17 protein-coding genes are annotated in these 17,906 nt (G+C 31.8%); 5 read left to right on the top strand and 12 right to left on the bottom strand.

The features are described 5' to 3' along the window. Window positions 1-59 precede the first annotated feature (59 nt). From B0A68_RS23400 to B0A68_RS23375, 6 genes are all read right to left on the bottom strand, one after another. A complete protein-coding gene (locus B0A68_RS23400) occupies window positions 60-1,160 on the bottom strand; it encodes an AI-2E family transporter (protein ID WP_035681284.1) in 1,101 nt (366 codons plus the stop codon). 99 nt (window positions 1,161-1,259) lie between these two features. After that, window positions 1,260-1,790 carry a mechanosensitive ion channel domain-containing protein gene (locus B0A68_RS23395; RefSeq protein WP_035681283.1) on the bottom strand — a complete coding sequence of 177 codons (531 nt, stop codon included), beginning with the start codon at window positions 1,788-1,790 and terminating at the stop codon, window positions 1,260-1,262. 11 nt (window positions 1,791-1,801) lie between these two features. Beyond that, window positions 1,802-2,386, bottom strand: coding sequence for a Maf-like protein (locus B0A68_RS23390; protein WP_035681281.1), 585 nt, complete (start codon window positions 2,384-2,386; stop codon window positions 1,802-1,804). Beyond that, window positions 2,379-3,305, bottom strand: coding sequence for a geranylgeranylglycerol-phosphate geranylgeranyltransferase (locus B0A68_RS23385; protein ID WP_084678975.1), 927 nt, complete (start codon window positions 3,303-3,305; stop codon window positions 2,379-2,381). Before B0A68_RS23385 ends, B0A68_RS23390 begins: the two co-directional genes overlap by 8 nt. 53 nt (window positions 3,306-3,358) lie before the next feature. Continuing rightward, entirely contained in the window at window positions 3,359-3,886 is a 528-nt protein-coding gene (locus B0A68_RS23380; protein WP_035681274.1) for a KdsC family phosphatase, read from the bottom strand. Beyond that, window positions 3,870-4,631 (bottom strand): Rossmann-like and DUF2520 domain-containing protein, encoded by a 762-nt coding sequence (locus B0A68_RS23375; protein ID WP_035681272.1) that lies wholly within the window; start codon window positions 4,629-4,631, stop codon window positions 3,870-3,872. The genes B0A68_RS23380 and B0A68_RS23375 overlap by 17 nt, the downstream gene beginning before the upstream one ends. Before the next feature lie 196 nt (window positions 4,632-4,827). Between B0A68_RS23375 and ccsA the strand changes: the two genes are divergently transcribed. Next, on the top strand, window positions 4,828-8,028 hold the full coding sequence (ccsA, locus tag B0A68_RS23370; RefSeq protein WP_035681270.1) for a cytochrome c biogenesis protein: 3,201 nt from the start codon (window positions 4,828-4,830) through the stop codon (window positions 8,026-8,028). 72 nt (window positions 8,029-8,100) lie between these two features. Here the strand turns inward: ccsA and B0A68_RS23365 are convergent, their stop codons facing one another. The 3 genes from B0A68_RS23365 to B0A68_RS23355 form a co-directional block, all read right to left on the bottom strand. Next, window positions 8,101-8,490, bottom strand: coding sequence for a DoxX family protein (locus tag B0A68_RS23365; RefSeq protein WP_035681268.1), 390 nt, complete (start codon window positions 8,488-8,490; stop codon window positions 8,101-8,103). A gap of 88 nt (window positions 8,491-8,578) precedes the next feature. Further along, window positions 8,579-9,367: an anti-sigma factor gene (locus B0A68_RS23360; RefSeq protein ID WP_035681266.1), complete on the bottom strand. Its 789-nt coding sequence runs from the start codon at window positions 9,365-9,367 to the stop codon at window positions 8,579-8,581. After that, window positions 9,367-9,897 (bottom strand): RNA polymerase sigma factor, encoded by a 531-nt coding sequence (locus tag B0A68_RS23355; protein ID WP_035681264.1) that lies wholly within the window; start codon window positions 9,895-9,897, stop codon window positions 9,367-9,369. The genes B0A68_RS23360 and B0A68_RS23355 overlap by 1 nt, the downstream gene beginning before the upstream one ends. Before the next feature lie 810 nt (window positions 9,898-10,707). Between B0A68_RS23355 and B0A68_RS23350 the strand changes: the two genes are divergently transcribed. Next, window positions 10,708-11,286, top strand: a complete 579-nt coding sequence (locus B0A68_RS23350) for a glutathione peroxidase (protein ID WP_035681262.1) — start codon at window positions 10,708-10,710, stop codon at window positions 11,284-11,286. A gap of 100 nt (window positions 11,287-11,386) precedes the next feature. On the opposite strand, the gene B0A68_RS23345 is transcribed toward B0A68_RS23350, so the two are convergent. Further along, window positions 11,387-11,884 (bottom strand): GNAT family N-acetyltransferase, encoded by a 498-nt coding sequence (locus B0A68_RS23345; RefSeq protein WP_035681258.1) that lies wholly within the window; start codon window positions 11,882-11,884, stop codon window positions 11,387-11,389. A gap of 62 nt (window positions 11,885-11,946) precedes the next feature. Next, on the bottom strand, window positions 11,947-13,119 hold the full coding sequence (locus B0A68_RS23340) for a thioredoxin family protein (RefSeq protein ID WP_035681256.1): 1,173 nt from the start codon (window positions 13,117-13,119) through the stop codon (window positions 11,947-11,949). 175 nt (window positions 13,120-13,294) lie between these two features. Between B0A68_RS23340 and menD the strand changes: the two genes are divergently transcribed. Further along, window positions 13,295-14,956: a 2-succinyl-5-enolpyruvyl-6-hydroxy-3-cyclohexene-1-carboxylic-acid synthase gene (menD, locus tag B0A68_RS23335; protein WP_035681254.1), complete on the top strand. Its 1,662-nt coding sequence runs from the start codon at window positions 13,295-13,297 to the stop codon at window positions 14,954-14,956. A gap of 105 nt (window positions 14,957-15,061) precedes the next feature. After that, entirely contained in the window at window positions 15,062-15,403 is a 342-nt protein-coding gene (locus tag B0A68_RS23330) for a DUF2853 family protein (protein WP_035681251.1), read from the top strand. A 58-nt stretch (window positions 15,404-15,461) separates the two neighbouring features. On the opposite strand, the gene B0A68_RS23325 is transcribed toward B0A68_RS23330, so the two are convergent. Then, complete coding sequence (locus tag B0A68_RS23325; protein ID WP_035681248.1) at window positions 15,462-16,811, bottom strand: M28 family metallopeptidase; 1,350 nt, start codon at window positions 16,809-16,811, stop codon at window positions 15,462-15,464. A gap of 168 nt (window positions 16,812-16,979) precedes the next feature. On the opposite strand from B0A68_RS23325, the gene B0A68_RS23320 reads away from it, so the two are divergent. Further along, a complete protein-coding gene (locus B0A68_RS23320) occupies window positions 16,980-17,837 on the top strand; it encodes a CvfB family protein (protein WP_035681245.1) in 858 nt (285 codons plus the stop codon). Window positions 17,838-17,906: the final 69 nt, after the last annotated feature.

Here is a 17,906-nt window from a genome sequence, read left to right as displayed (position 1 = left end):
TTCTAAGATGTTTTTTATTTAAGATATACAGATTAAACGGAATTTCTTGCAAATTGTTTTTAATTTTCAGCCTTTGCTCTACGGATTCTCCATGTAAATTTCCGGGGAACATGATTTCCCATCAAATAACCCCAGGCTTCGAGAGATTCAATACGATCAAATATAATTTTAAGAATGGCCAGCAGTGGAATTGCTAAAAACATTCCCGAAATTCCAGCAGCGGCTCCTCCTACAATTATTCCGATTATAGAAACAAACGCATTGATTTCTACTTTAGAATTAATAATCAGCGGTACAAGTAAATTATTATCTATAAGTTGTACGATCACATTTACAATTAGAATACTTATTATTATGGAAGTTTCTCCCGTGCCGGTCAGAGAGGCAAATAACGTAATAACACCAGCAATTGCAATTCCGATGTAAGGTATCAAATTAAGAATTCCTGTTATTAAACCTAACAATATAAAATATTTAACGCCTACAATATAAAGACCTAAACCTGTTAGAACTGAGACAATAATCATTTCTAAAATCAAACTTACGATATAGTTGTTTATAGAAACTTTTATTTGAGATAAAATGTCTTTTAACTTTGTGTGATCCTCCTTATTGACCAATTTTGCCAGAAAAAGTATAAAATGATCTTTATATATAAGGAACAAGAAAGTGTAGATTGGTATTATAGTACAATCTAAAAGCAAATCCGACAATGAAATGATAAATGATCCGATAGAAGCGTTAGAGTTTTTTACAGAATCTTTAGTTACTGTGTCCAGGTATTTTTTCTGTTCGCCAATACTTACATGAAAATTTTCATTTATAAATTTGTGAATTTCAATTATAAAAGCGTTGATATTTTTCTTGATTGTGTCAAAATCACTGGCAATATCTTTGACCTGATAGGATATAAATACTAATATGCCAACAATAAATGCTGCAAATAATAAAACACAAAATGCGGCTGCAATGTGGCGGGGAAATTTAAGTTTTACTTTTAAAAAAGAAAATATTGGAAGTAATAAAACAGCAAATAGAAATGCCATCAATACTGGAGTAATTATATCCTTTCCTAAACAGAAAATAAATGCAAAACAAATTAAAATTAATAAAGAAAAGCAAAGTTTTGCATAAAAAGGTAATTGTATAGGTCTTATCATTTCTTGAAGATTTTAGCTCAAATTATAAAACAAATATTACACTTTTTAGGAATATTTTTGTTTTAGCTTTTCTTCAATACTTTATAAAATTCCCATTCACTAGTCAAAAAACTCGCGATCTTCAAATTTAGAAGGCATTATGGAGATACCTTTTTGCAATAATAAGTTGTTAGGAAAAATTGTTTTTTCTCCTTCTTTTGTTCTCAAAGTTACATGAAATGCACTAATGTCTTCAATTTCAGCTTCTATAGGAAAATCTTTGTCGTAGATTTTTATCGTATCACCAATCCTAAAAGGAAAAGAAAAAAATAAAATCATTCCAGACGTAATATTGCTCAAAATAGACCATTGAGCAAACATTGCAACACCAATTACAGTAGCAATAGAAGAAATGGTGATAAATATATCTTTAGTATCAACTCCCCAGATTACAATTAAACTAATAATCACCAGTATGTTCATAAATACATGAATGTACTTAATTACCAGATTAGTACGATGTTCAAATAAGTGACTGGATTTGGCAAAACTGCGAATCAATTTTGCAACGATCATTCTTAAAAACACTAATGCAATGAGTAGTATTATCGTTGCTAAAATTTCCTGACTGTATTGTTTAAAAGAAAACATAAATTATTTTTTTACACTAAAGTACTCAAATATTCATAAACTTTGGCAGTCGGAAGTCCCATAACATTGGTATAAGAGCCTTCTACTTTTGTAACAGCCATAAAACCAAACCATTCCTGAATTCCGTAAGCACCAGCTTTATCATAAGGTTTATAATTTTCTATATAATATAAAATAGCTTCATCAGATAAATTCCCGAAGGTAACTTTAGTAACATCATTTATAATAGTAGAGGAGGAGTTTGTTTTAAAACATACCGATGTAAAAACTTCATGAGTAGAATTAGACATCGATTGAATCATATTAAAAGCGTCTTCAGCATTTTTAGGCTTTCCAAGTGCTTTGTTCTGATGCCACACAATTGTGTCGCTGGTTACTAAGATTTCGTTTTCCTGCAATTCACCCTCAAAAGCGTCTGCCTTAAGCTGTGCCAGAAAATCTGTTATTTCAACCGCTTTTAAATCTGGCGGATATATTTCTTCAATATCTTTTAAGCGAATTTCAAAATCAAGATCTAAATCCTTAAAAAATTGCTGTCTGCGAGGAGATCCCGAAGCTAAGATTAATGTATATTTTTGGAGCTTTTGTTTAAGCATTGTATTTAATATTTAAAGTAATCACTAAAATAGATAAAATTCCGAATAACAAAATTAGTTTTAAAACAGTACTTAAATGATGAAAATCCTTTTGTGATTTTGCAGTAAAAATTTTGACTATAAAATATAACAAAGGCGCCAAAACAAAAGCAAAAGCATAAAAAGTAACAATAAGAAGATTGTTTTTAAAAAAGTAAGTATTGATATAAAGTAATGATACTATAAATGAAATTATTGCAAATCCCAAAGCAATTTTTGCAGCTCTGTTTTTTCCGATTGCAATTGGTAATGTATTCATTCCTTGGTTGTAATCTCCATCTACATCTTCAATATCTTTAACTATTTCTCTAATAAAATTTATCATAAAAGCAAAAAGTGCATAATCTAATAATATAGAGAAAAGTGCCGCCATCTGCGTTTGATTTTCTGAACTTGTTGCCGGAAAAATGTCAAAAATTCCAATAATCAAAACACTTATAGAAAGTAATGCTGCCACCACAAAATTACCCAGCACCATAATTTGTTTTAAGGTTGTGGAATAAAAATACAATAGAGCTGCTATTAAAATAAACAGCGAAGCAAAAGTTGGTCTTAAAATAATGTTTGATAAAACAAAACCAAGAGCAACTCCTGTTACATTTAGACCAATATAAATGTTGTAAGCCGTAGTTTCAGATATTCCTTTTCCTACTACAACATCATTTGGTTTATTGATAGAATCTGTTGCAACATCATAGATATTATTGATTACATAACCCGCAGCCGCAAGAAAAACAGTGCTGAGTACTAATAATCCGTATTGCCAATCGGCCAGCGCCAGAGGTACGTTTTGCTGTTTAAAAAAAGCATAACGAAATAAAAGCTGCATAAAAGCAAGCATTAATAAGTTCTTATATCTAATGAGTTTGAGGAATTTCATTTTTTTGAGGTTCTATAAATTAAGAAAATTTACAATTCACAATTAATAATTATCTAATCGTGTTTTCCATTAAAATACTCCATCCATTTTCCCTGTACTTTCATTACTTGTTCAATAACATCTCTTACAGCGCCTTTTCCGCCTTTTACATGCGAAATATAACGAGAGATATTTTTAATTTCCGGACTTGCATCTTGCGGACAGGTTGGCAGACCAACTAATTTCATTACATGATAATCGGGTATATCATCGCCCATATACAGTACATTTTCAGGCTTAATAGTATGAAGATCTGTATATTCATTAAAAGTTTTAACTTTATCAGGAGTTCCTAAATGGATATCTTTAATCCCTAAATTACGCAGACGAACACGCACACCTTCATTGCTTCCGCCAGAAATAACACATACATTATAACCACTTTCTATTGCAGCTTTCATGGCATAACCATCACGAATGTTCATTGTGCGAAGCATTTCTCCTTCGGTGGTTATAAAAACAGAACTGTCTGTAAGTACGCCGTCAACATCAAAAATAAAAGTGTTGATTTCATTCATTATTTCCTTATAACTTTTTGCCATTATGCTGTATAGATTGTGTTAGTATTTTATAAATATTTTTTTGATTTTCATCTTCCAAAAAATCCAAATGAGCTTCTATTGTGCTGCTGTCTTTACGAATAGCAGGTCCAGTCTGAGCCTCTGCAGGATCTAAAGTGTTGATTTTATCTGCAGTTTCCTGAATTAAAGGTTTTAAGACATCAAAAGGGACCTGGTTATCTGCGCAGATTTCCTGTCCAATATGATAAAGGTGATTGGTGAAATTATTCACGAAAACGGCCGCAACATGCAGTGCTTTACGCTGCTGCGAATTGATAGAGAAAACAGCCGTCGAAATACTTTTAGCAGCGGTTTCTAAAATTTTATAATCTGCCGTATTTTCAGCCTCCAGACAAATCGGAATAACAGAAAAATCAATATTTTTACTTTTAGAAAATGTCTGAAGCGGATAAAAAACACCACGGCGGTTTTTACTGTCCAGAATATCTATAGATGAAGTCCCTGAGGTATGCACAACCAATTGATTATTAAACGGAAGCTGCGATGCAACTTCGGCAATAGCATTGTCAGAAACCGCTATAATATATAAATCAGAAGGTTCTAAATTCTCGTATTGTGTTACGATTTTTTCCGGATCTGCTAAATAAAGCGGAATATCTTTCTTTCTCGAAAAAATCTGTTTAATCTCAACAAATTTACTTGCAGAAAAAGCTTTAATTAAATGCTGTCCTACATTTCCGGAACCAATAATTGTTATTTGAATCATACTCGCAAAATTAGCATTTTTTTTTAATGATGACAGACTTTGCGGTTAACTTGCATTTTATTATTATAAACGGATTGTTTTATTAAATTATAAAAAAACATTTCCTTTTTTAGTTTTTATTAACAAAAGACAAATATTGGAACTCAACATTTTTAAGTACTTTTGTGCCACTTTTATACAATGTAATTCCTCAAAAATGGATAAAAAAATATTCTCTTTTTTGTTTTCTACAAGATTAATGGCCGTTCTTTTTTTAACATTTGCTATAGCGATGGGTATTGGAACTTTTATCGAAAGCAAATACAATACTGATACTGCCAGAATCTTAATTTATAATACCAAGTGGTTCGAAGCGATAATGTTTATTTTTATGATTAATTTCTTCGGAAATATCAAACGTTATCAATTACTTAAAAAAGAAAAATGGGCTACTTTATTACTTCACCTTTCCTTTGTTTTTATCATTTTAGGAGCTTTTATTACACGTTATATTAGTTATGAAGGAATGATGCCGATTCGTGAAGGTATGGCAGAAAACCAAATTTATTCTGATAAAACATTTTTGACTGTTTTTGTAGATGGAGAATATAAAGGTGAAATGAAAAGGAGAGTTTTTGAAGAAAGCCTTTTAATGTCGCCTGTTACAAATAACGATTTTTCTATTTCAGGAAAATTTGACGAAACTCCTTTTGAAGTTACCTATTCTAATTATATAATGGGAGCCAAAGAAGTGGTAAAACAAGATCCAAACGGTACCGTTTATCTAAAACTGGTTGAAGCTGGTTCTGGCGGTCGTGAGGAACATTTCTTAAAAGATGGTGAAGTGCAAAATATTCATAATGTTTTATTTGCCCTAAATAAACAAACCGACGGAGCTATTAATATTAATACAACCGGCGAAAAATACACGATTCAGACTCCGTTCGAAGGGAATTTTATGAGAATGGCGGATAAATTTGAAGGAAAAGTTACCAAAGACAATGTACAGCCTCTTATGATGCGTTCTCTTTACAGCATTGGAGATATCAGAATCGTTTTTCCAGATCCTGCTATGAAAGGAAGCATAACTTATGAGTCCAGCAATGATTTTAAAGCTAAAAGTCACAGCGATGCTTTAGTTGTAAAAGTAAAAGCCGAAGGACAAGAAAAAGAAGTAACGCTTTTGGGATCAAAAGGTACTGTTGGAGAAGCTAAAACTGTAAAAATCGGGAATATCGAATATTCTTTATTCTACGGAAGTAAAGCGTACACGCTGCCATTTAAAGTAAAATTGAATGATTTTATTGCTGACAAATATCCGGGAACAGAAAAAAGTTATTCTGCTTTTAAAAGTAAAGTAACCGTTCAGGATTCTACAGAGACTTTTGATGCAGATATCTTTATGAATCACGTTTTAGATCATAAAGGATATCGTTTTTTCCAATCTTCATTTGATCCTGACGAAAAAGGTACTGTATTATCTGTAAACCATGATTTCTGGGGAACCAATATTACTTATTTGGGATATTTCTTGCTGTATATTGGCTTGATGGCTATTATGTTTACTAAACATTCTCGTTTTGGAGATTTGAAAAAGAAATTAGAAGGTATTCAGAAGAAAAAAGAAAAACTAATTACCATTTTAATTTTATTGATTGGTTTAAATGGTTTTGCACAGCAGACACCTCATGTACACGAACACGATCATGCACATACTGCAGATCCAAATGATCATACTAATCACGTTACAGCGCCGCCAAGTAAGAAACAATTAGATTCTTTACTAACTATTTATAAAGCACCAGAAGCGCACGCAGCAAAATTTGGACGTTTGATTATTCAGGATGCTGGAGGAAGAATGAAACCAATTAATACGTTTTCATCTGAATTACTTAGAAAAGTAAGCCATACTGATACTTATAATGGAATGAATTCTGATCAGGTTTTCTTATCCATGACGCAATATGCACAGGTTTGGATTCAGGTTCCATTAATTTATATCAATACTAAAAATGATAGTATTCGTAAAATTATCGGAATTGATTCTAAAGATAAATTTGCGCCGTTTGTAAAATTCTTTGATGAAAATGGAAACTATAAACTTTCACCTTATTTAGATACAGCTTATAAAGCTGCAAATCCAAATAGTTTTGAAAAAGATTTTATCGATACAGATAAAAAAGTAAACTTAATGGAATCTGCTTTAAGCGGAAGCATTTTGAAAATATTTCCGGTTCCAAATGATCCAAATAATAAATGGGTTTCTTATTTAGAGCGCGAAAATGTTGGATTTAAAGGAATGGATTCTACCTACGTAAAGCAAATTTTACCGCTATATTTTAGTGCTTTAAACAACGGTTCTATTTCTAAAGATTTTAGTACTGCAGATAATTTAGTAGAAAGTATCAACGGTTTCCAAAAGAAATTTGGAAGTAAAGTGCGTCCAAGTGAGCGAAAAATTGATCTTGAGATTGCTTACAATACGTATGATATTCTACCAAAGATGTCGTATTGGTATTCTATGGCAGGAATTTTTATGCTGATTTTTACATTATTCAATATTTTCTTTGATAAAAAGTTTTTACGCATAACAGTTAACGGTTTTCATATATTAATAGGAGTAATATTTGCATTTCATACCGTTGCCTTAATTGCACGCTGGTATATTTCGGGTCACGCACCTTGGAGTAATGCGTACGAAGCTATTGTTTATGTAGCTTGGGCAACTATGTTCTTTGGTTTAGCATTTGATAGAAAATCAAAACTAACCGTAGCTTCAGCGGCTTTTGTAACCTCTATGATTTTTATGGCTGCAAATTTAAACTGGATTGATCCCGAAATAGCAAATTTACAACCCGTTCTTAATTCTTATTGGTTAATGATTCACGTTGCAGTAATTGTAGCAAGTTATGGCCCAACTGCTTTAGGAATGATTCTAGGTTTTGTTGCTTTGATATTGATTTTCTTTACAAATGATAAAAACAAAGCTAAAATGGAGTTACATATAAAAGAAGTAACTTATATCAACGAAATGTCATTAACAATAGGTCTTATCATGCTGACTATTGGTAACTTCCTTGGAGGACAGTGGGCAAACGAAAGCTGGGGACGTTACTGGGGATGGGATCCAAAAGAAACCTGGGCATTAATCTCTATCATGGTTTATGCATTTGTAATTCACGCTCGTTTTGTTCCGGCTTTAAGAGGAAAATGGTTCTTTAATTTAATGAGTATGTTTGCTTTTATTTCAATTTTGTTCACTTATTATGGAGTAAATTTCCACTTAGTAGGTCTGCATTCTTACGCAAGCGGTGAAGCACATTCTCTTAATTGGATTTGGTATTCTTTAGGAACAATCGCTGTAATTGGTGCAATTACTTATCCGAGTTATCATAAACATTATAAAAAGAAAAAATAATAAAATTCATTTCAAAAAAAGGTTCCGCTTATGTTGAACCTTTTTTTTATTGATAGTATTTAGGAAATAAATTTAATTTTTGGGTGCAGATTTTTTAAAACCATTAGGATACATAATGGCTAGTAAAACACAAATTAATAAAAAATTGTATTCAACGCCATTTCTGCCGCCGCCAACTACAAACCACCCTTCCTTAAAATGTACCAAAGCAATTCCCATGATAAGAACAAAAATGGTCACAAATCCAGCTAATTTAATATACCTGTCAGCCAGGAGAAGAATTGCTGCTATTACGTGCGAAATTTTTATAGACCAGGCTAAAAAAACTCCAAAAGGAGCAAAGCCAATCTGATTGAGAAATAAATTTCCAAAGTCATTAATTCCGTTATTAAACATTCCGATGACCGAATGAGTAAGAAGAATAATCGCAGTTGCAATTCTTAATAGTAATGTTCCGTTCATAATATAACAGCTTTTATTTCGATTAAAAATAATAAAAAAACGCACATTAGCAATATAATGTGCGTTTTAAGAACTTGATTATTAAGTTTTAAACTTTTCCTAAAGTATATAATTGTTCCATTGTCGGAGTTAAACTTCCACCGGCAGGCTCAAGTGTAATTCCAAAAGCTTCTGCAGAATCCGTTTGACTTACAGCAAATATTTTTTGGGAATTTCCTTCAAAATTATCCAATAAACCAATGCTTGTTGGTGTAAGAACAGGACTCAGCTTTAAAGACCAAACCTGATAAACCATCCCTTTTGGCGGCGTCGGAAGTCCGGCAGCATCAATATAAGTCGTTTTGGTTTCTTTATTCCAATATACTTTTGCAAAAGACGTTGGAGAAACTGTCTGTCCACCAAGAGTTACACCAGTATTTTTGATATCTCTTACGATGCTTAAACTTTTTTCTGTTTGTTTATTCTGCTGTTGTAAATACGCAAAATTTCTTTCGGCTTTATTCTTTTCAGAACCAACAGTTGCAATCGCATCTTTTGTCTTAGTTAATTCCAGAGTTTGGTATCCAAGACCCAAAAGCAATAGCACAGCTGCAGCCCAGCCCACGTATTGTGATCTGTTAGATACTGGTTTCAGTTCTACTACTTTTCCGTGTTTAAGCTCTAGTCGGGCTTTAATTTTTTCAAAATTAGCTACTGAATGAAAAGGAGAGAAACTAGAAGATAAAGCGACAATTGCCTTCTCTATAGAAATAATTTCCTGATCAACCTCGGTGTTGTTTTTTGCTAATTCAGCTATTTCCAGATTTTCTTTTTCGGTTAATAAACCGTAAACGTACAATTCTAGAATTCCTGATTCTATATATTCGTTTGCTTCCATTAGATTTTTAAATAATTACGTAAATCGTTAATACAGTTTCTGTTTTGTGTTTTGATAGTTCCCAACGGAATTGCTAATTCTTCTGAAGCTTCTTGTTGGGTATATCCTTTAAAAAATAATAAATCAATTATCTCAATACATTTTGGTTTTAGTTTTTTTACAAATTCTTGAATTCCAATTGTATCAATTCTATTCGTCAACTTATTACTGTCATCTAACAGATTTACGAAATTATCTGAGGAAAGGTTTTTTTGGCTGTTATTAAAATTTTTAGATCTAAGCTTATCAATTGATGTATTCCTAGCAATATTAAGGATCCATGTATAAAATCTTCCTTTACTTTCATTATACGAATCGATATTTTTCCAGATTTTGACAAAAACTTCCTGCAAAACATCTTCTGCTTCTTCACGATTTTTAATCAATACATTGATAACTGAAAACAAACTTTTAGAGTACATATCGTACAAATGTGTAAAGGCTCTTTCGTCTTTTTTGTAAATTAAGACCAGTAATTCTTCTTGACTCATATATTAGGATTTAAGTTTTGAATAATTTTTGTTAAACATATTTTATTACCTGAGATAAAGATAATTTATTTTTTTGTGAAATTAACAAAATTTTTAACAGCCTTAAGCCTAGTAAAATAAGGCTTTTGAAAAAAAAGTATATTTTTTTTCATTTTTTTAAAACCGTAAGTAATTCTCTTACGTATATGACATTATAAGATAAAAGCTAATTTTTTGAAGAAGGCAGATGCCAAAAATGATTGTTAAACAATTCATCATTAAATTGAAATGTCATGAAATACATAAAAAGTTTAATATTAATTATTGGTTTAACAGGAGTGTTGGCCTTAACTAATTTTAATGAGAGCGATTTTATAAAATGTATTGAACAGAATCAATCATTCTTTCTGGAATAATAGATAAAATTTGAAATAATGAAATAGTTGATGTCCTCGGACTTCCAGCCAAAAATTTAATAAAGCTGCACAATCTAACGCGAGTTAAAGTTACACCATATAAAAGCCAATTGAAATTATAAAGAGTTAGTGTTAATTGTGTACTGGGGTAAAAAGAATTTTTGGCATAACCGAGGCGTCAGCTATAATTAAAAAATAAATGAGTCTAAAAAATTGAATATCTATTATAGGACTCACAATGATATAAAGCAGTATGCATAAAAATTAATTCATGGTTTGATTTGTTTGTATGGGGGGAAGCCTAACGTCTGATTAACGTTAGGCTTCATTTTTTTAACTAATCATTAATACAAAATAAAATAATCAAATGGGTTTTGTAAAACAGATTTTAACTAATTTTATAAAAAATTAAACAATGAAAAATATAGCAATTTTAGTTTGCAGCGCGTTATTTATGATCGCCTCGCAAGTTCAGGCTCAAACGAGTCATAAACCTAAAACAGAAGTCATGGCAAAACAAAACATTTACCAATTTAAAGTAGAAGATTTATCAGGAGACACTTTTGATTTTGCGTCTCTAAAAGGAAAAAAAATAATGATTGTAAATACGGCTTCTAAATGTGGCTTAACACCGCAGTACAAAGATCTTGAAGCTATATATAAAGAATATAAAGATAAGAATTTTGTAATAGTGGGTTTTCCAGCAAATAATTTTGCTTCTCAGGAACCTGGAACAAATGCAGAAATCGGAGCTTTCTGCCAGCAGAACTACGGAGTTAGTTTCCCTATGATGGGGAAGGTTTCTGTAAAAGGTGCCGATATGAGCGAAGTTTATAAATTTCTGACACAAAAATCAAAAAATGGTTTGGAAGATTCCGAAGTACAATGGAATTTTCAGAAATACCTAATCAACGAAAAAGGAGAATTAGTAAAAGTAATTCACCCAAAAACTTTGCCGACAGATCCGGAAATTATCAATTGGATCAAAAGCTAAACTTAGAACTGTCTAAACCAAAAAATCCACAATTGTATTTCAATTTGTGGATTTTTTTATTTATTGAATATCAAAATCTTATAAGTGCGATGATTCGAATTTACTTCAAGATTAATTGCATAAAAACCAAATCCAGCCAATGATCAAATTTATAACCAACCTCGCGAATAGTTCCTGTAGCCACAAATCCAAATTTTTCATGAAAAGCGATACTTCCGGCATTTTCTGCATCTATAGCACCAATCATAACGTGAAATCCTTGCTCTTTTGCCAAACGAATTAATTCTGTCAATAATTTTGATCCAATTCCCTTTCCAATTACATTATCCACTACATAAACAGAATGTTCTACTGTAAATTGATAGCCTATTTTTTCTCTAAATTGACCATAACTTCCAAATCCAACTACTTCGCCATCTAAATCGGCCACAACAATCGGTAAGTTTTTAGATTTTTTATCTTCAAACCATTTTGTCTGTACTTCAAGCGTCTGAATATCATAGCTGTAATTTGCCGTTGTATGTAGAATAGAATGATTTACAATTTCGAGTATTTTTTGCAAATCGTTTGTTGTTGCTGATCTAAGTATAAAGTTCATTTTTTTTATTGTTTTCTGCGAATTAATTAAATTGAAATTTAGGAATGGCCGTCAATAAAAATTTATTTTGCCAATTCTGAAAGTAAAGCATCTGCATCTTTTGTGTTCCAACCCATTTCTTTTCCAATTCCTTTAGCATCTTTAGCATATTTCAATGCTGTTTTTTTGTCTTTAATTTTATTGTAAAGTTTCGCCGTTAATAAATTTCCATCATAAGAATCATTTAACTCCAAAGAATGTTTAACCCACAAAATCGATTTTTTTAAACTTTCGGTATCACTAATATGTTTTAGATAAGTCTGACCAATGTCTTTTAGGAAACTAGCATCGTTCCAAACTAATTTTTCAGTGCCTTCTAGTGTAACTTTTTTATAAAACTGCCATTTTTCGGTTCTTTCTGCCAAAGTTAAATCAAATTTAAAAACCAAAGAATCAGTTTTCTGCAAACGAATTGATTTTGCAACTTCTCTTTGTTTATAATAGTTTATCGTATCCAGATTATCAACCAAAGGACGAAGTAGCTCATTTACAATACTTTCAATTTTGCGATCAATACGACTTTGCGAAGCCACAGCAGCAAATTCTTTCTGATGATTTAAAACGTATTGAAATTCTCTTGATTTTATATCCGTCACACCATTTGAAATTACGCGCCAATTGGCTTCGCTCACCAATTGTGCCTCAGATTGTGTATTAAGATAAATATGTGCTGCAGGCGATAAATCGGTTCTGTCTTTTCCTTTTTTAAGCGTATTCAGATAATTAAAAAATTGAGTCGAATTACTCGGATCTGCAAGAAATTGTTTTTCTAAATAGGGCAGCTGCAGTTTTGGATTGAGCGCATATTTAGCTTCATTCATGAATTCTGCTTTTTTCATTTCTCCTTTCAGAGCATATAAAAGTGTTTCATTAGAATCTAAAAATAAAAATGTCGGCAGCGATTTAGTGTTAAATTTATTCTTAAGGGCAATTCCTTCTTCTTTTTCAATATTTTTCCAAGTGCAGATATAGTTTTTATTGAGAAAATCAATTACAGCAGGATCACTAAAAACCTCGCTTTTCATCAAATTGCAATGCGGGCACCAATCTGCATAGAGCATTATAAAAATTGGTTTTCCTTGCAATTTTGCATTTTCTAAAACAGTTTTATAAGGAACATCAACTGGAGTAAATTGATTTTGAGCGTTTACGGTTTGTAATGACAGGATAAAAAACAAGAAATATAGAAAACGCATGCAAAGTGTATTTTTATTAATAATTCGCTTTTACAAATATATCTCCTTTTTCTAAAAACTCACTTAATATCTTGCCATTTATAAGTTAAATCAAGTCCGAAGTTTGTAACTTTGTAAGATAGAAAAGAAAATCTCAAATTTAGGATTTTCTTTAAAAAAAGTAATACTCATACGAATGGTTTACCCCAAAATACAGCTTGCACAAAGCATTATCGAAATTTTTTCAGCCCAAGGCATTACAAATATTATCATTTCTCCAGGATCAAGAAACGCACCATTAACAATAGGTTTTGCTCAAAATCCAAACTTTACCTGTTACAGTATTGCAGACGAAAGATGTGCTGCTTTCTTTGCTTTAGGAATTGCACAGCAGACCAAAAAGCCAACTGCAATTGTATGTACCTCGGGATCAGCATTGTTAAATTATTATCCTGCTGTTGCTGAAGCATTTTACAGCGAGATTCCGTTAATTGTAGTTTCTGCAGATCGTCCGCAGAGCAAAATTGACATTGGCGACGGACAAACAATCCGTCAGCAGAATGTTTATGAAAATCATTCTGTTTTCAATGCAAATTTAACCGAAGAAGCTTCTATTGAAAATGATTTAAAAATAAACAAAGCAATAGAAACCGCTGTTCTTAAAAAAGGTCCGGTACATATCAATGCGCCTTTTGAAGAACCTTTATATGAAACTGTTGATACACTTTCTGTAACTTCAAAAATTATTAATATAGAGGTTCCATTAGAAATAAAAACAATAGAAAACAGCGAAAAATTTGTTTCGCTTTGGAATACTGCAAAACGCAAATTGATTCTGGTTGGCGTAAATGAAGCCAATTCGATAGAACAGAAAATTATAGAATCTTTTGCTTCAGATCCATCTGTAGTAGTGCTTACAGAAACGACTTCAAATTTACATCATCCAAGTTTTATTAGCAGTATTGATACTTTAATTACTCCTTTTGAAGATCTTGATTTTAAAGACTTTCAGCCGGATATTTTAATCACTTTTGGTGGCATGATTGTTTCTAAAAGAATTAAGGCATTTTTGAGAAAGTATAAACCTGCAAATCATTGGCATATAGACACATTACGTGCTTATGATACATTTGGAGCTTTAAGTGAGCATTTTATTATGAAACCAAATGATTTTTTCAATGATTTACTGGCAAAAACTACTTTAACAGCAAGCGATTATTTTTCTAAAACTAATGCAGTTTACGATTTAAGAAAAGCAAGAAAACAAGAATATATCAATAAAATTCCTTTTTCAGATTTTAAGGTTTTTGAGAAAGTAATCGAATCACTGCCTAAAAATACCCAGCTGCAGATTAGCAACAGTTCGGCTATTCGTTATGCACAATTAATAGACATTGACGCTTCGATTGAAGTTTTTTGCAATCGTGGCACAAGCGGTATTGATGGAAGTACATCGACAGCAGTCGGATCAGCAACAGCAAGCTTAAAACAAAATATTTTTATAACTGGCGATATAAGCTTTTTGTACGACAGCAATGCCTTATGGAATTCTTATATTCCTAAAAATTTCAAAATCATTATAATTAATAATGGAGGAGGAGGAATCTTCAGAATTTTGCCCGGACACGAAGAAAAGCCCGTTTTTAATACTTATTTTGAAACTTCTCATGGCTTAACAGCAGAGCATTTGGCAAAAATGTATCAAATGAACTATTTCTCATCGTCTGATTTGATATCACTTGAAGAAAATCTTATAAACTTTTATAATACAAATGATGCACCATGCATTCTGGAAATTTTCACACCTACTTTTGAAAATGATGTGATCTTAAAGCAATATTTTAAAGAATTAGTCTAAATAAAGAGAAGGAAAAATACTGTTAAATTTTTGTAATTATCTTGAAGTTATTTAAATAAATTTCTAAGTTTGGTTAAAATATAAAACAACCAATGAAATTTTATTATGAGTAAAAGAGAAGAGTTAATTGAAAAGTATGCAGCAGATTTAAAGGACAAATGCGGTGTAACTCCTAATATGGATTTACTGACAAAAGTAACTATTGGCTGCGGTCCTGCAGTTTACAATCAGGATGCGTCTACTATTGCAGGTTCGCAGAAATCAGAACTGGACACGGTTAAAAATAATTTTTTAATCAAAAAACTAGGTTTAAAGGATAGTCCGGAATTAGATACTGCAATTGATGAAGCATTAGAGAAGTATGGTAAATCTAATAAGCACAAATACAGAGCAGTTGTATACTATTTATTGACAGTGCACTTTAAAAAAGAAAGTGTTTACAAATAAATTTTTGTAAAATTAAAAAGAAAAAGCGCCTAATTAGGCGCTTTTTTTGTTTGATAAATTATCTAATCGGAATAGGAAAAACCGGTAAACTTGCGTGTCCTAAAGCATCTACGGCTTGTACGGCAAAAAAGTAGTTATCTTTTGAGTACGGAATTTCGGCTTTGGTTTCCTTTACAAAAAAAACTTTTTCCCAATGTGATGATGACGTTTCTCTCATTAAAACCTGATATCCATATGTTTCTTTTCCTTCTGGAGCTTTCCATGAAATTGTAGAAGAGTTTGAAAGATTTTTAACTTCAATACCAACACTTTGAGGCGATTTTGGCGACCAGGCTAAATTGGACAAAACAGCCAAATTGGAACAGGTGTTTTTTCTTAGATAATCAAAATCCATAAATTCTGGAAGGTCTCCATATACAATGCCGTTCTCTGTTCTCAAATCCTGATGCTGCTGATTAAAGTTTTCATTCATTTCGCAAAAACGAACAGCGGTAAATCCGTTTTGACTGAAAGGAGTATGATCACCACCTCTTAAAAAACGATCATTTCTGTAAACCAATTTAACTTTCAACTGATCAACGTATTGCTCTGTAACGGTTTTAATATAACGCGCCAGCAATCTTGAAGGGCTGTCATTGTCACGGTTTATTGCTTTACGCATTTTGGCTTCGTCTTCTGTTTCTAAATAAGGAGTTGTCTCACTGAAAATTCTGATTTGTGTATTATCTCTTAAATTAGTGCCACTCGATAAACTATTGCCAATCATGTCATTATTAAGCATGGCAATAATATTCCATTTAGACTCTTTTGCAGTTTCTGCAAGATGTCTTGCTCCGTAAAGACCTTGTTCTTCTCCAGTTACAGCAACAAAAATAATTGTTGCAGGAAAAGATCTTTTACTCATGATTTTTGCCAATTCTATAACTGCCGCCACGCCAGAACCATCGTCATTGGCACCTGGAGCATCAGATTTTGTATTCATGACATCAGAAACGCGAGAATCCAAATGTCCGCTGATGATCAGTATTCGGTCATCATTAGGATCGGTTCCTTTTAAGGTTGCCATAACGTTTGCAACCTGGCTGTCTGCCGGAATTCTTTTACCATCTGCTTTTACGGTAAAATAATCAATTTTAGAAGTCAATCGTCCGTTAGACTCTAACGCATATTTATCAAATTCAGATTTTATCCATTCTTGTGCTGCACTTATTCCTCTTTTTTTATTTTTAGGATCACTTAAGGTATGTCTGGTTCCAAAAGAAACCAGTTTTCTTACGGTTGCTTCTAGGTTTTCGGATTTTACTTCGCTGATCATTTTCTTTATTTCTGGATCTTCACTTACCTGAGCAAAAGAAAATTGTGTAAAAAGCGAAATCAAAAAAATGGAATAAAAAATATATTTCTTCATTGGTTTTGGGTTAATTATATGTTCTCAAATTTAATCAAAAAATATCCATTTTTTTAAAATGAAAATTGCTCTTTTTTATATAAAACATTTTTTCTCTGACATTTTCAAACTTCGTACCTTTGCAGCTTAGAAACTAAGAAGCTTTTTTAAGCTTAGAAACTCGAAAGAATGATTGAAATAGGAAAATACAATAATCTAACTATATTACGTGATACCAAAGTTGGTTTGTTTTTAGGAAATCCGGAACAAGATCCAGAAGGGATTCACGACATTTTATTACCCAATAAATACGTCCCGAATGAATTTGAAATAGGCGAAGAACTAGTCGTATTTGTTTACTTAGACCACGAGCAGCGCCCAGTTGCAACAACCCTTGAACCTTATATTTTATTGAATGAATTTGCTCTTTTGCGAGTAAATTACATCAATCAGGTTGGTGCTTTTATGGATTGGGGAATGGAAAAAGATATTCTTGTTCCGTTTAAAGAACAGGCTCGCCCAATGGAAAAAGGAAAGCGTTATCTGGTTTACCTATATAAAGACGAAAAGACAAATCGTTTGGTGGCATCAAGTAAAACCAATCAGTTTTTAAACAATGATAATTTAACTGTCGAAAAAGGAGAAGAAGTAGATTTGATTGTTTCTCATATTACAGAAATCGGAATTAACGTAATTATCAACGAACAGCACAAAGGGCTTTTATATAAAGATGAAGTGTATGACGATGCGATAAGAACCGGTGACAGAATGCGTGGTTATATCAAAACTATTCGTCCTGATAATAAAATAGATGTTGCTTTGCAGATTCAAGGTTATCAAAGTATTGAGCCTAACGCAGAGAAGATTTTAGATGAATTAAGAGCCAATCGCGGTTTCCTTCGTTTAAATGATAATTCGCATCCTGAAGATATTAAAACCGTTTTAAAAATGAGTAAAAAGACTTTTAAAAAGGCAATTGGAGCTTTATACAAAGATAAACTCATTGAAATTAAAGAAGATGGAATTTATTTGGTAAAAGAAAATTAAATAAAAAACTCGTTAGCTGTCTAACGAGTTTTTTTGTGTAAATAATAATCTGCATTTTATTCTTGTTTT

The sequence above is a fragment of the Flavobacterium reichenbachii genome, from assembly GCF_002217435.1.
Lineage (GTDB): Bacteria > Bacteroidota > Bacteroidia > Flavobacteriales > Flavobacteriaceae > Flavobacterium > Flavobacterium reichenbachii.
Note: the sequence above shows the minus strand (reverse complement) of the source record. Positions and strands in the feature narration are given on the sequence as shown.